Annotated in this window: 15 protein-coding genes; 6 read left to right on the top strand and 9 right to left on the bottom strand. The window is 37.7% G+C overall.

Annotated features, from left to right (window positions below; translation table 11 throughout):
* Window positions 1-15: 15 nt before the first annotated feature.
* Together AN964_RS03445 and AN964_RS03440 are read right to left on the bottom strand one after the other, a co-directional pair.
* Window positions 16-375: a hypothetical protein gene (locus AN964_RS03445; RefSeq protein ID WP_055738373.1), complete on the bottom strand. Its 360-nt coding sequence runs from the start codon at window positions 373-375 to the stop codon at window positions 16-18.
* 192 nt (window positions 376-567) lie between these two features.
* Entirely contained in the window at window positions 568-804 is a 237-nt protein-coding gene (locus AN964_RS03440) for a hypothetical protein (RefSeq protein WP_055738372.1), read from the bottom strand.
* Window positions 805-1,728: 924 nt separating this feature from the next.
* On the opposite strand from AN964_RS03440, the gene istA reads away from it, so the two are divergent.
* From istA to AN964_RS03405, 6 genes are all read left to right on the top strand, one after another.
* On the top strand, window positions 1,729-3,015 hold the full coding sequence (gene istA, locus AN964_RS03435) for an IS21 family transposase (protein ID WP_055738371.1): 1,287 nt from the start codon (window positions 1,729-1,731) through the stop codon (window positions 3,013-3,015).
* Window positions 3,016-3,020: 5 nt separating this feature from the next.
* Window positions 3,021-3,773 (top strand): IS21-like element helper ATPase IstB, encoded by a 753-nt coding sequence (gene istB / locus AN964_RS03430; protein ID WP_055741121.1) that lies wholly within the window; start codon window positions 3,021-3,023, stop codon window positions 3,771-3,773.
* A gap of 38 nt (window positions 3,774-3,811) precedes the next feature.
* Window positions 3,812-4,135: a GerAB/ArcD/ProY family transporter gene (locus tag AN964_RS25960; protein WP_163258626.1), complete on the top strand. Its 324-nt coding sequence runs from the start codon at window positions 3,812-3,814 to the stop codon at window positions 4,133-4,135.
* Between the two features lie 102 nt (window positions 4,136-4,237).
* Window positions 4,238-4,618 carry a DUF2500 domain-containing protein gene (locus tag AN964_RS03420; RefSeq protein ID WP_055738369.1) on the top strand — a complete coding sequence of 127 codons (381 nt, stop codon included), beginning with the start codon at window positions 4,238-4,240 and terminating at the stop codon, window positions 4,616-4,618.
* A 646-nt stretch (window positions 4,619-5,264) separates the two neighbouring features.
* Window positions 5,265-6,542, top strand: coding sequence for a beta propeller repeat protein (locus AN964_RS03410; protein ID WP_055738367.1), 1,278 nt, complete (start codon window positions 5,265-5,267; stop codon window positions 6,540-6,542).
* Window positions 6,543-6,755: 213 nt separating this feature from the next.
* Window positions 6,756-8,024 (top strand): metal-dependent hydrolase family protein, encoded by a 1,269-nt coding sequence (locus AN964_RS03405; RefSeq protein WP_055738366.1) that lies wholly within the window; start codon window positions 6,756-6,758, stop codon window positions 8,022-8,024.
* A 323-nt stretch (window positions 8,025-8,347) separates the two neighbouring features.
* Here AN964_RS03405 and AN964_RS03400 read toward each other — a convergent pair whose 3' ends face one another.
* The 7 genes from AN964_RS03400 to AN964_RS03375 form a co-directional block, all read right to left on the bottom strand.
* Window positions 8,348-9,511, bottom strand: coding sequence for a hypothetical protein (locus tag AN964_RS03400; protein WP_055738365.1), 1,164 nt, complete (start codon window positions 9,509-9,511; stop codon window positions 8,348-8,350).
* A gap of 253 nt (window positions 9,512-9,764) precedes the next feature.
* On the bottom strand, window positions 9,765-10,826 hold the full coding sequence (locus AN964_RS03395; RefSeq protein ID WP_055738364.1) for a DNA-processing protein DprA: 1,062 nt from the start codon (window positions 10,824-10,826) through the stop codon (window positions 9,765-9,767).
* 10 nt (window positions 10,827-10,836) lie between these two features.
* The gene (locus AN964_RS26990; protein ID WP_235950798.1) at window positions 10,837-11,688 is read right to left on the bottom strand and encodes a YifB family Mg chelatase-like AAA ATPase; all 852 of its coding nucleotides are present in this window, start codon (window positions 11,686-11,688) and stop codon (window positions 10,837-10,839) included.
* Window positions 11,689-11,692: 4 nt separating this feature from the next.
* Window positions 11,693-12,001, bottom strand: coding sequence for a hypothetical protein (locus tag AN964_RS26985; RefSeq protein WP_235950797.1), 309 nt, complete (start codon window positions 11,999-12,001; stop codon window positions 11,693-11,695).
* Window positions 12,002-12,013: 12 nt separating this feature from the next.
* Window positions 12,014-12,997, bottom strand: a complete 984-nt coding sequence (locus AN964_RS26980; RefSeq protein WP_235950796.1) for a magnesium chelatase domain-containing protein — start codon at window positions 12,995-12,997, stop codon at window positions 12,014-12,016.
* A gap of 227 nt (window positions 12,998-13,224) precedes the next feature.
* Window positions 13,225-13,716: a hypothetical protein gene (locus AN964_RS03380; RefSeq protein WP_055738363.1), complete on the bottom strand. Its 492-nt coding sequence runs from the start codon at window positions 13,714-13,716 to the stop codon at window positions 13,225-13,227.
* Between the two features lie 71 nt (window positions 13,717-13,787).
* The gene (locus AN964_RS03375; RefSeq protein ID WP_213083978.1) at window positions 13,788-14,252 is read right to left on the bottom strand and encodes a hypothetical protein; all 465 of its coding nucleotides are present in this window, start codon (window positions 14,250-14,252) and stop codon (window positions 13,788-13,790) included.
* Window positions 14,253-14,300: the final 48 nt, after the last annotated feature.

Below are 14,300 nucleotides of genomic sequence, written 5' to 3'. Positions count from 1 at the left end.
TCCATTTACTAAGTATTAAGGAGCTAATCGTTTATAAACAATAGCACTTGCAGCTTGGACTGCATCACCATTGTCTTTAACTAGAATAGATGGATAATAAGTATTCGTATTATTGTTAGATTGATATGCAAAAGAGTAATCCATAGAAAGATATTTTGTGCTAGAGTTAATAGTTTTATAAGCTAATCCTGTATCTCCTTGAAAAGAAACCGTATAAGGAGCACCTGTTGAACTCCAAGTAAAAGTCCAGCTTGCAGTTGCATATGAACCATAAATTGTCTGTGTACGTGGTGATATATTTGCAGCCGCGCTAGCAGCAGATCCAATACTAAATATGCCAAATAACACAGATGCTATTAATATAATTTTTTTCACTAATATTCCTCCCTTGGTAAATTATGGCCGGCCAACCACTATTAGGATACCAAAAATACTAATGAATGTAAACATTTAAAATAACAATATTATTCTTAATATTATTTAAAAAGATTGTTTAAAATCATTTAATTATTGGTGTAAGTCCAAAAATTAACCATTTGCCGATTGACCTAACCATCTTCCAGAAAATCACCTTTTTCTAAAGCCGTAAATGATTAAAATTATACCAAGGACAAAGAAAATTGGTACAAACAAATTACTAAATACACTAGCCACTTCGACTTTTGGAACTTCTCCTGTTATTTTTCCTGCATAAAACCCAGCAATAACGACATTCGTAGATAACATTGTCACAGCCCGTTCTATGGAATACATAAAACCCGACACAAGAATAAAAATTGCACCAAGAACTTTATATGTTTGCATTTTCTTCCTCCTAACCAAATTCTGCCCTTTTATTTGATACGTATATTGATTTCCTTGATAATCCTTCAGAAATACAAACTAACTCGATGTTGCTTTCCTTTATATCTTAAAATGTTAATATAAATTCAAATGCTTCTCTTGCTAATTTACTCGAGAAACCTACTAGTACCGTGTCTATGTCTTTTTGTGTTTTCAGATCCTTTTTTAATAACTGATATTCGTATCTTCCTTCCACCTTGGTACCAGTCGTACAGTCATCTATATATATCCTTTTTAAAAAAATGTTATTCTTTTTCACAGTATTTTTTATAGTAAATCTGCAAAAATAGCATTATTTCAATATATTGAAGGCTGGTATAACCTAAACAGGATTCATGGAAGTCTTGTATATAAAACGCCACAAGATATAGAAGACCAATTTCGTGATATAGCGTAGTATAGAAATTTCATTCAAGTCGTGCGCTTTACACGGAGCAGCGGGCATGATAGCCTCTTTTTGCGTGCCAATGTTTGGGACATCTGGCTTCTCGGCAGGAGAAATAACTCCACAGAGGCTCCATGTCAAGCGACATGATCCAGCCCGCATTTATGGCTACGAGAACTACAGAAAAAACTAACTTTTTTATGTCCAAAATATTGACGTAGATCCACGAATACAGACGAATGTTTGGTCATTTGGTAAAGTTGAGTTAATAGATAAGATCACCCCTAGTTACCTAATAATTAACTATTAAACTAAACTTGTTATTAAATTGAAAAAGCATACCTACGATTTATGATGGTATGCTAGAAGTATTTTTCAATAGATAATATATTATTCGTTAAATTTTTTATAGAAATGCTAATTTAAATATGTACAATCGTGCTTGAATAAAGATGTACAAAATGGATTGCTCATTTCATACTAATCTTGGGGTGATTAGTATGTATATGGCGCTAAATGTTGAAACCAATTTTGAGATTACTAGTCTTTCAGACTTACCAAAATTCAAACAACTAATGGAGCATTTAAAAATGAAAATCAATAAGAGTAAATTAGCAGAAGAGTTAGGTGTAGATCGTAGGACAATTGACAAATACCTAAAGGGATTTGTGCCGAAACGGAAGAGAGAAAAGCCATCCAAAATAGATGAGTATTATGAGATCATTGCAGCTCTCCTCTCCGAGGATTCTAAACAAGTTTTCTATTACCGACGGGTACTTTGGCAGTATTTAAAAGATAATCATGGATTACAATGTTCAGACTCTGCATTTCGTGCTTATATTGCACGTACACCAGAATTTAAAGCTTATTTTGAGGAAGATAAACGGATTGCCTCACCTAAAGGAGTGGTTCGATATGAAACACCACCAGGAAAACAAGCCCAGTTGGATTGGAAAGAAAGTATCCTATTTGAAACAAAGGATGGGGAACAAGTAGAGGTGAATGTGGCAGTTTTTCTTCTCTCTTATTCGCGATTCCGTGCTTTTCATTTAAGTGTCTCAAAATCTCAACGTGTGCTTCTATCATTTCTAACGGATGCATTTGAAACATTTGGGGGAGTACCTGATGAAATTGTGACGGATAACATGAAAACCGTAATGGATGAAGCACGAACAGAGTATTTCGCTGGAAAAGTAAATCCTAAGTTCGCTCAATTTGCGAAAGACTTTGGCTTTAAAGTGAGACCATGTATAGCTGGTCGACCAAGAACAAAAGGAAAAGTAGAAACAACAATGAAGCTACTGGATGAAATCCATGCTTATCAGGGACAGCTAACCCTCGAAGAGTTACATCAGTTTGTGCAAGATTTAAGTAATCGGATAAATCATGAAATGCATCAAGGTACGGGGAAGATTCCTATTTTTGAATTTAAAAAAGAAAAGAACCTCTTACACCAGCTACCAACTGAGAAAGTAAGAGATTCTTATCGCATCAAACATACGCTTGTCAAAGTCAATGCCTCAAACATGATTTCCTACAAATCGAATCAATACTCGGTACCCGCAAAGTACCAAGGAAAGAAAGTAGGCTTACAAGTGTATGATGATCAATTATGGATTTATTATAACACAGAGCTGATCGCCCAACACCCTATAAGTAACAAGAAGCTAAATTATCAGGAGGCTCATTATCAAGAAGCACTTGGTGTATCTATGCCTTATTTTCCAGATATAAATGATTTGGCCAAACGAAATTTAGCGGCGATTGGAGAGGTGTATAAAAAATGAATCCAATGACAACGAATTACCAACGACTCCTACAAAATTTAGAGTATTTAAAGTTAAAGCAAATGACATTGCATTTAAACGAAGTCATCGATTTCAGCGTGAATAATCAAATGTCGTTCATTGATACACTTATCAAATTAACGAATTATGAGATCGATGTACGCGAGCAAAATATGATTCAATCGATGGTCAAAGTGGGTGCGTTTCCGCACTTAAAAGAAATAAAGGATTTTGATTTTAGTTTTCAAACGTCCGTCAATCAGCAACAGATTTTAGACTTTTTAACGCTTCGCTTTATTGAAAAGAATGAGAATATCGTTTTTCTAGGTCCAAGTGGCGTGGGGAAAACCCATTTGGCAACTTCCATCGGAATTACAGCAGCAAAGAAACGAACTAGTACATATTTTATAAAGTGTCATGACCTCATTCAAAATCTAAAGAGAGCACGACTAGAAAATCGATTAGAAGCTCGTTTAAAGCATTATACAAAATACAAGCTACTTATAATTGATGAAATAGGTTATTTACCGATTGATGCCGAAGATGCGAAGCTCTTTTTCCAACTCATAGACATGCGTTACGAAAAACGAAGTACCATATTGACAACGAATGTGAACTTTAAATCATGGGATGAGATCTTTCAAGAGCCGAAGCTAGCAAACGCAATTCTAGATCGAATTTTACATCACGCGACAGTCGTTACAATCGTAGGAGAATCTTATCGTTTAAAGAATCATTTAGCGAAAGAAAATGAGTAATTTTGTACATTCTTATACAAGCGAAAGTGTACATATTTGTGTTGACATTTATAGTTGTGGAACGTTTTGAATTCATCGGAATCGCCAACTGGAGTTTAATTGTTTTACCCAGTATCTGTGTATCCCTTTGGTGTTCAGGCAGATTGATAAAAAGAACGACAAAGTTAAAAATGAAACACAACATAATTATTTTAAGTATCCTTGTAGTACTAGGATGTATCCTTTTTGATAAAAAATCTCAAATAGATATATTAAACGAAATCATCAATGATCTGGGATTTATCATCGTTTATATCTACATCCCTATCCTGCTCTTATTATTATGGCTTGTTATGAAAATCAAGGCAAAAAAGCAAACATAGAACAGACAAAATTCCCTCTTATTTAGAGGGGTTTACTGTTTTAGCACGAAACTTTTCCAGTCGAACAATCGTATATCCTCTAAAGGAAAGGGAGTGTAAGACATGGAAGAAATTGTATTTTCTGCTGGACCATATTTTATTGGTATTGTTTTTTTAATAGTGTTCGTGGTAATTATTTTTACAGTTATAAAGGGAATTACTCAGTGGCAAAAAAATGAGCGGTCACCTAGGATTTCTGTACCAGTGACGGTAAAAACGAAAAGAACTGATGTAAGACGCCATGCTAACCATAATGACAATCTAGTTTCTCATAGTACGAGCACGTCCTATTATGTTACGTTTGAATTTGAAAGCGGCGATCGTTCCGAATTTCATATTTCGGGTTCTGAGTATGGCCAATTAGCTGAAGGGGATTCCGGTATCTTAACCTTCCAAGGAACAAGATATCTCGGATTTGAACGGAGGGTTGGGCATCAAGCATAGACCGAGGTGTGTTTTCATCTTGGTTTTATTTTTTTTTGGACAGACATAAAAATCTGTATAGTAGATAGGAACATAAATACTAAAATTCCGATACTGACAAAATAAGAAATGTCAGGTTGATAATCAAAAATGTGAAAGAAATAGGCAGATATAATTACTAAGGCTAGTAAAAAAAGCTCAAAAATGACTCCCATTATCAAAAACAGTAAATAAGGAATTACGATTCCCCTATCTGAAATATGTTTTAAAGTCAAACCTTCCCAACAGAAATCTGCAACCTTATGGAAAATCTGCATTTTATCCACCTCTATGACTATTCAAGTGAAAATAGCTTTATAAAATGAAAGAGTTTGTGCACAAATTTTTTACGGCAAAGTACCGCTTTCCTATATAGTATGTCCATCAAATGGATTATTTAACACTTATATGTTATTTTAGTACAGAGTATTTTTTAAACAGGAATACCTTTCTACTAATCTTGCATATAATGTAATTTCCGTATGGCTAATTTGTTGTGCGGATGACCTATCTTATTAATATAGAAAAAAATAGGCTTTTCAGACTGTAACACGGACGAAAAAGATTCGTCTAATGTGTGTAATAAAATTTAAAGATACACCATTTATAAAAATTGGGGGATCAATACATGATGAAATATAAAAAAGGTAAAATGTTGACGGCTTTGGGGTTGGGGCTTGCTCTCATTCTTGGCGGATGCGGATCGGAAGAAAATCAAAACCCAAAGCAAACAAGCGATGTTTCCATAGCGGATAAGGGACAATCGAAATCGGAAACATCGAATACAAAACAACATTCAGGTAAAAACGAGACTGCAGGTTCTAATCAATCATCGGAGACACAAACGAATGTTGGAAAAACGAGTTCCAATTCATCTAAAACTTCCACACCTCCTACAAATATATCAAACAAAAAAATTAATATGAGTGATGTAACAGCAGTCCGACTTGCAGACCCGCAAATTGGCTGGGTCGGAGGCGATGGCTGGATAGCTAAAACGGTTAACGGCGGAAAAAACTGGGCGGTGAGTTACCAAGGAATCGGGACAGTACGGCAAATTTTTGCTTTAAATCAACAAAATGTTTGGGCGACAATAGACCAGGGCGGAAATAGTCTAAGATTGCTGCAATCAAAGGATGGCGGTTTACACTGGACATTAATCGGTACTGCACCAAATAAAGAATTTCTTCATTTTATTTCGGGTGACACTGCTCTTAGCGGAAATGCCTATTCATTAGATGGAGGCAGAACATGGCATCCGATTTCTACACCGAAAAACATGGTGGACCAAGCGTATTTCCATGATTTAAAAAACGGATGGGCAGTTACTGAGAGCAATAAAGTGTTAACTGTGCAGAAAACAACAGATGGAGGAAAGACTTGGCGTCCTGTTTTAACGAAAAAACTAGCATCCCCTTTAGAGGGTGTTATTATTCGATCTACAGGAGTGCATGATGCCTGGATTGAATGCATTGGTGATTCCGGAATGAACCAAACATCCTACTCCGTTTTCCATACAGCAGATGGAGGTAATTCATGGAAAACCGTTATTGCTAATTCAACTGCTGGGGGAGGGCCTGCTCCGGGATTTACCCAAAAGGATAATAAAGGTCCAAAAAATAAAGGATCGAAACCTGGCCCATTATATGTAGTCAGCCCGCAAGTTGCCTTCATGGGAGGGACTTGTCCGGCTTGTGATAATCCTAATTCCATCGGCTGGACAAAAGACGGGGGAAAAACATGGGTAAATAGCAAGGAAACCTTTAAAGGATACGGTGAATCCTACCTGGCTATCGCCGACAAAAACCATGGCTGGTGGATCATGACGGAAAACAATAAACCAAGTATCATGTACACTACTTCCGATGGCGGAACCCACTGGACCCAGGTCCACATCTTCCGTTAGGGTTAACGGAAAGTCACCGCAAAAGGATTGGCAAGCGCCAGTCCTTTTTTGTGTTCCGAAATGGGACAGATTGCACCACTTTTACCCTTTACATGATTAAAAAAATATTTAGATTTCCGAAAGAAATGTTGTTTTTTTTGCAGGATATCCGCTGAATTACATTGAATATTAGTAATTGAAAGAATAAACACACAAAAAGGAAGGGATACTCACATGACTTACGTACTTGTAAAAAACGGAACACTAATCGATGGAAATGGCGGAGAGCCGATTCAGGATGCTGCAGTTTTACTAAAAGACAACAAAATCAAACAAGTAGGCAGAGCAAATGAGATTCGCCTTCCAGACGAAGAAGTAGAAATACTAGATGCAGAGAATGGTTATATCCTGCCTGGACTATTTGATACACATGTTCATATGATGATGGAGTTTTCTAATCTTGAAAAAACAGTTTCCACTCCATTCTCCTATCATTTTTACCAAGCAATCGAGTATATGAAGAAAACAGTGAATGCAGGGATTACTTCTGTGCGTGATGCCGGCTTTACAGATGTAGGTGTAAAGCAAGCTATTGAAAATGGCCTTGTGCTTGGACCGAGAATGCAAGTTAGTATTAACCCGCTAACGATTACTGGCGGCCATGGTGACAGTTGGACAAGATCCGGAATTGATACTACTAGACCTACCTATCCTGGTATGCCAAGCGGACTCTGTGACGGCCCCGAACAAGTTCGCCAACGAGTAAGGGAAATGCTAAGAGCCGGTGCTGATATCATTAAAGTTCATGCAACTGGCGGGGTAATGAGCCCGACAGATCATCCGGAGTTTACTCAGTTCTCCTTCGAAGAGTTAAGTATAATGGTGGAAGAAGCAAGATTCCGCCGCGGTATAAAAGTAATGGCTCATGCCCAAGGTGCAGAAGGAGTCAAAAATGCCGTACGTGCAGGCATTCATTCTATTGAACACGGTATTTACCTGGATGATGAAGCGATTGAGTTAATGCTGAAACATGGAACTTACCTAGTGCCAACCTTACTTGCACCAGTAGCCGTTTTAGAGCAAGGGAAAAACAGTAATAATATGCCGGCACATGCTATTCAAAAAGCATTGGAAGTGGTGGATATCCACCATGAAAGTGTTGCGAAGGCATACAAAGCAGGAGTTAAAATTGCAATGGGTACAGACGCAGGGGTTATGCCTCACGGAACCAATCTTCGTGAATTGAACCTAATGTGCGGCATTGGTATGAGCCCAATGGAATCCCTTGTTGCAACAACAAAGGTTGCCGCTGAATGCCTTGGCTGGGAAGATAAATTAGGAACTGTCGAAGAAGGAAAATTAGCCGATCTAGTCATCACGAAGGCTAACCCATTAGCTGATATCGCCGCTCTTGAAAATCAAGACAATATCGTTACCGTTGTAAAAGATGGGAAAGTAGTAAAGGATTTACGAGTGGCAAACACTAATTTAGTTACTCAATAATTTTCAATGGCCAAATCACCCAGGTGATTTGGTCATTTTCATGGAGTGCTATAGTTTACCGGACACCAGTTCCGTTATATGTGACAAAACGGGAGATTTCGCAATGTTTGCGGACCCTGGTTCCGTTATTATGCAAAAATACGTTGATTTCCTTATGTTTTTATACCAATAGCGTACTGTGAGTCCGCTTAGACCTGAAATTATGGCCATTTTGTCGAAATAACGGATTCTGTGTCCGCCATTTTGATTGTTCCATTATCACTTCCAAGCAAAAAAAATCCTTCCCATGTCAGCGTCCGCTTTCCACAGGAGGGATTTTTATTTTATAATGTCTTCATTAATACACTTGCTAACACAACCGACGCTACTGTTACTGTTGTAAAACCACCTATTAATAAAGGGGTAAGCAACTGAGAAAACAACCATTCTTCCTCTTTTTTATTGCGAGCCAGGGAACGGCTGATTTCTTGGCAGATCATATAGTCTCCCGGGAATCCGAATAGGGCTGTTAAAGCAACAGGGATGCCAAGGAATTTATCCCATTTGAAAATTTTTGATCCTACAATACCCCCAATAATAATACCAAATGCCCCTACTGCAAGAATAAGCAGTACTGCAGGTAAATTACGTAAAAATACATCAAAGGTTACGGAATTCAGAGATGGTAATAATACAACAATCAGTGCAGCATTTGCAATGCCGAACGCATTGGCTCTTTGCATCATGTTCTCTCGGTAAAATCCAATTTTTATTCCAATAAAACCGATAACAAGTGACCATAGGCTGTAATGAATGCCTGTCCATTTTCCCAGTAAAACAGCTATAGCACCACCTAAAAATAATTGAAAAATTAGCACTGCGGAGGTTGCATATTTTTCCGGAATCCATGATTTAGAGGTTTCTGCTGCTGCAGCCGCTACTTCATTTGCTGCTTCCCCATCGATATTGTGTGAGTCGCGCAGCTTCACACCATACTTTCTTAAAAAATTGGAAGCGAGCGGCAAGCCAAGGATACTTTGTAAAGCTAATATAAGTGCAGGAATAACAATAATAGATGTCATACCGATTGCTTTTAATTTTTCTGATGTAATAACAAATGCGATAATTCCACCAGTTAACGGCCCGATTCCCGAAGCTGCCGTCTTATAACCTAGTATCGGAGTTGCAATGGCAAGAATAAGAATAGTAGCAAATATAATACCGATAATCGCAATAATAACAGATTTATATTGTGCTTTTAATGTTTTTAACGGAATGAGTGTCCCCATATGTACAATAAGCGGTGCTATCATAAGCCCTCCAAAAACGGTTAATGGGGTCTTGTCCGTCAGATTGGTAGGAATAATACCTGCCCAAAGGGAAAGTAAATAACCTAAAAAAACAACGAATAGCATTGGAACTCTTGCCCGACTAACAATAGAAATAACTTCTCCAATCATTACTAGTGCTAACACGACGACGCTTGCAACGATAGGCTCATTAAGCATCTAAATCCCTCCTAAATGTCTTGTCTTGAAGCAACGGGACATACCAATAAAAAAGTATTCTCGCAACATTCTCTGAATTGATAAATAATTTGGAAATTACAATCAATTCTATTGATATTGTTAACGCATGTCAACCCCTTCGTTACTCGAAAGATAAAAAAATTTCTGAAAACGTTTGCAACGGGTGTCAGGCACCACTCGTGGACAAAACGCAAAAGTGTCCACATCTGGTGGACACTTCAAGCACATGGAATTATACTTTTTTCACTACATTCCCGCGTATAATAATTCTTCCATTCAATTCAAGATCAAAAAGTTCATTCATTAATAATTGCTCATTTATTTTCAGGAGTTCCGACAAACTGGAGATTGTATGGGGGTTAGATGATTCGGAAAGTGTGGATAATATTTGGTTATATTGTTCATGCTCTTTAGGCGGCTCGCACTCCATTTTAAGATCGCGAATAGCTTCGAGGCTGTTTATTCCCAGATAAGGTTCCACCCCTTGAGCAAGCAATTGATTTGTTCCAACACCTTCTGGCACATGAATATAGCTTGGAACAGCATATATTTTTTTCCCTTGACCAACAGCAAATTTCTCGGTCCAAAGAGCTCCACTCCTCATCCCTGCTTCCACCACGACTAGCTCTGTAGACCAGGCACTAATAAGGGCATTACGCCTCAGAAAAAACGGTGGTTTTGGTAAAGTACCCGGTGGATATTGCGAAAGGATGGCACCATCGGCTTCAAGAATTTCATGGTAAAGTCGGAAATGCTCCTTTGGGTAACAAACATCCACGCCACCGGCAAGAAATGCGATTGCCGTACCCCCATGTTGAACGCAAGATGCATGTGCATAACTATCAATGCCTTTTGCAAGACCACTGACAACGGGAATATGTAATCCTGCCAATTGCTTTCCTATTTCCTCCGCAACCTTTCTTCCATACGCTGTACATCTTCTTGAGCCAACAACGGCAATCGAGTGTTCAAATGGTCTCAGATGCCCTTTATAAAATAAAAGCACAGGAGACTCTGGACATATTTTAGCAGAAGTTGGATATAAAGGATCATCGAAGGAAAGTAACCCAATCCCCTGTTTTATTGCTTTTTCAGCAATCGTTTCAGCATCTTTTAGAGAACGATTGTTTAATACAGAGGAAATAACCCTTTTATTAAGTCCTTTTACCGCCTCAAGTTCTTCCCTAGCTGCCTTGTAAACCGACAACGGTGATCGAAAGTATTTAATCAGTCTTTTTTGAAAAACGGGGCCGACATGTGGCAGTATACTTAACCAAATCCAATATACCTTCATATAGATTGTTTCACCTCCTTATGAACGCCAATTTATCCTTTTCCAAGTCACGGCTTAATAAGCTTTTTCTCATATGTTCATAGCGAATATCCTCACTTTCTTCCATATCTGCAATTGTTCGGGCAATTTTAATGTATTTGTGAATTGCCCTGCCAATATATTGAAAGCGTTCAGCCGCAACCCGCAACAGACTGATCGTTCCACTATCTAAACGGCAAAATCTATCAATGTGTGCAGGTGTCATCTGAGCGTTGCAATTAATAGAAGGTACATCCCGAAAGCGCTCTTGCTGTAATTTGCGAGCCTTTTCCATTACTATTCTTATATCTCTTGAACTTTTCCCTTGTAAATCCTCATCAAAAAAATCCACGATTCCGACATATTTTTGAATATCCATTCTATCCATGATTGGTCCTGATAATTTCTGCCGGTATTTTAAAATTTCATAATCGGTACATCTACATTTTTCCTGTCCAAAATAACCACAGGGGCAAGGGTTCATAGCACCTACTAACATAAAGTTTGCAGGATAAGTGTTGGAACCCCATACTCTTGTAATCGTCACACTTTTATCTTCTAGTGGCTGCCGCAAAGAATCTAGTGACTTCCTACTAAACTCTCCCATTTCGTCTAAAAATAAGACGCCATTATGAGCAAGGGAAATTTCTCCTGGACGGGCATAAGTCCCTCCACCAATTAACGAATTTGTTGACGCATTATGATGCGGTGCACGAAACGGTCTCTCTGTTAAAAGGGCACATTTTGTTTTTAACAAATTTGCTACACTGTAAATCTTCATTACCTCTAAAGACTCTTCTTCTGTCATATTCGGTAATATGCTTGGAATTCTTTTTGCAATCATTGATTTACCAGCTCCAGGTGGGCCAATCATCAAAAAAATTATGGCCGCCAGCCGCAGCAATGGCTAAAAATTCTATCAGAAGGGATTGCCCTTTTACATCCTTAAAATCCAAGTCTTTATAAAATGGTAGGTCCTCACTGCTATTTTCATCATTAACGGAACATATTTGCTGACCACCGTTTAAAAATTGAATAACATCCTGCAGCTTTTCACACCCAACTACTTCTATTCCTTTTACTAATCTAGCTTCCGCAACATTTTCCCGAGCCACGAATAATTTTGTTATTCTTGCTTCCTTTGCCTTCATAACCATCGGAAGCACTCCCTATACAGGACGAATAGTTGAATTTAATGAAAGCTCCCCAATAAAACCAACCTTTTGCAAAGAGGGTACTTGAATCTGGTTCGTTCTAATTAAAAGGCCTATTGCCATTGCCAAGTCGAAGTGAGTACCTGCTTTTTTCATATCAGAAGGGGCAAGATTGAATACTACTTTCTGAGGAGGAAACAGATAATTAGCATGCCTTATCGCCACCTCCAATCGCTCCTTCGCCTCCTTCACCGCTTTATCCCCTAAACCAACAATCGATACAGATGGAAGGCCGATTAATGTTTCTGTTTCGACCTCCACCACATATCCATCAATACCGGAAATCGCAAAGCTGTATACAGTTGATGCCATATTCATCACCACCCTTTGCTGAATTGATAATAGGGGATCGGTACTCGTCATAGCAGTATTTAATTTTCCATTCGGGAAAAATGTCAGTCTAGAATAATTGGTGTTTAAATAGCTTTTATAGTTTTCAGCAAGGGGAGGGTAAAAATAAGAGAAGATTTTTTCCGTCGTAATCAGCGGGTTTTTCTCACCGAGGAGATAAGTGCGGTAACTGCTCCATGGGTAGTCCTCTGGATGCTTGACAATATTTGCCCTCAGTGGGTTTAAGTGAATGTATTTACTGACCTCCAGCTCATATTCAGGAGTATCGATGAGTTCATCACCATATCTGCTTTGGAAGACATGACCGTCATAATCATATCGCTTGTTAAAATATTTGGCGTATTTTGTGTGCAAATGCTTCATAATATCGCTTGGTGAATGTTCAATGGTTTCTACTTGGAGGTGAATATGATTAGTCATGAGGCAATATGTGTGCAGTTTAAAGGGGTAACGTTGTTTTACCTCTGTTAATAAGTGAAGGTATTCTAGGCGGTCGTGATCATCAAGAAAGAGGTCCATTTTTCGAATGCCTCGACTTGTAATATGATATTTGGCCCCCGGAAACCAAAAACGTCGTTTACGGACCAAGTAAATCACTCCTTTATTTTTTTAACTGGAAAATGGGATGTAGGGGTGAAAAGGAAATTAATGCGTGGCTTTCTTACTCAATTCGACTAATCTCGTATAAATCCTTCTTAATTTTATTAAAATTTTAATATGGATCTATTATCCAAAATTAGTTTTGCATTACTTGGAGGGAAATACCATTTCAAATCCTATAAAAATAAACTGTCCTCCACACAAGGACAATATTCCTAATTGTCTACAGATGGTGCCTGACACCACTTAAAGAGAAGGAGCGTTAGGGATTGAATGATGAAGTAGACAGTAAAAGAGTAAGCTAATTGCCACCCCTCATAGATGAACACATGGAATTGCTTGGTTAGCCATTCAAACATGGTTCCAACCAGTGTGCAACCGATGATATAAAATAAGATTGTAAAACCTTTGATTCTGAATTTATCAAAAAAGTAAATAAAAAGATAAGCGAACGGGGCGTAAAAAAGATATAAAACAAGGTCAAAAAGATCGAACTTAGGAGTGTCCATTAAATTATACATATCCACTCTTGGGGCAGCTAAAAGATGATCCGAAATCCTTGCTACCGTAGATCCAAACATCATCAGCAGAATCGAGATGCTAATAGGGAACCTCTTTGGTAATAGAAAAACAATAGTATACGATATGATAATTCCGATTATCACAAACCATTCATTTTCATCAAATTTTTGCGGAAGCGGCAGCATTTTCTCTCTTCAACCCCTTTTTATGGAATTGGTATTCAGTGTTTATAAAAATAATTATCCAAACGAAGTGTTTAACCTAACTTTTTTTCGAAAAATTGAAACAATTTTATTAAAATGCCGAATAAGACCGTCGTGAAAACGAAAACTAGCAGTGACTTCCACGCTTGCCAGTTGATATAAATAATTACATTCCATAATACCAACCAACATTCAACCCCAAGGAGAATTCCAATTAGTAGGGCGGTCAAGCAAATTTTCGTTAACTGTTTCTTTACCATTGGAAGCATATTAAAATAAAGCAAAAATAGTAATGGAGTTAGTAAAACCTCATATAATCGAAAAATGATAAAAAGTTCCGCACTCTTCCCAATGGTCCATACATCTAAATTTATATAAAGAATGGCATAGTAGCATGAGAAAACAAATTCTGCGATCATTAAAATAAAGAGATTTTCTAATTTATTTCGCTTCTTCTTTAACAAACAAAAGGAAATCAACCCAATCATCCACACGTCTATAAAAAAAGCAAGTTTCATAACCACCCACTCAATCATAAATAAATCTACTTACTTATTAAGTTGGTT

It is taken from the genome of Heyndrickxia shackletonii (assembly GCF_001420715.1).
Taxonomy (GTDB): domain Bacteria; phylum Bacillota; class Bacilli; order Bacillales; family Bacillaceae_C; genus Margalitia; species Margalitia shackletonii.
Note: the sequence above shows the minus strand (reverse complement) of the source record. Positions and strands in the feature narration are given on the sequence as shown.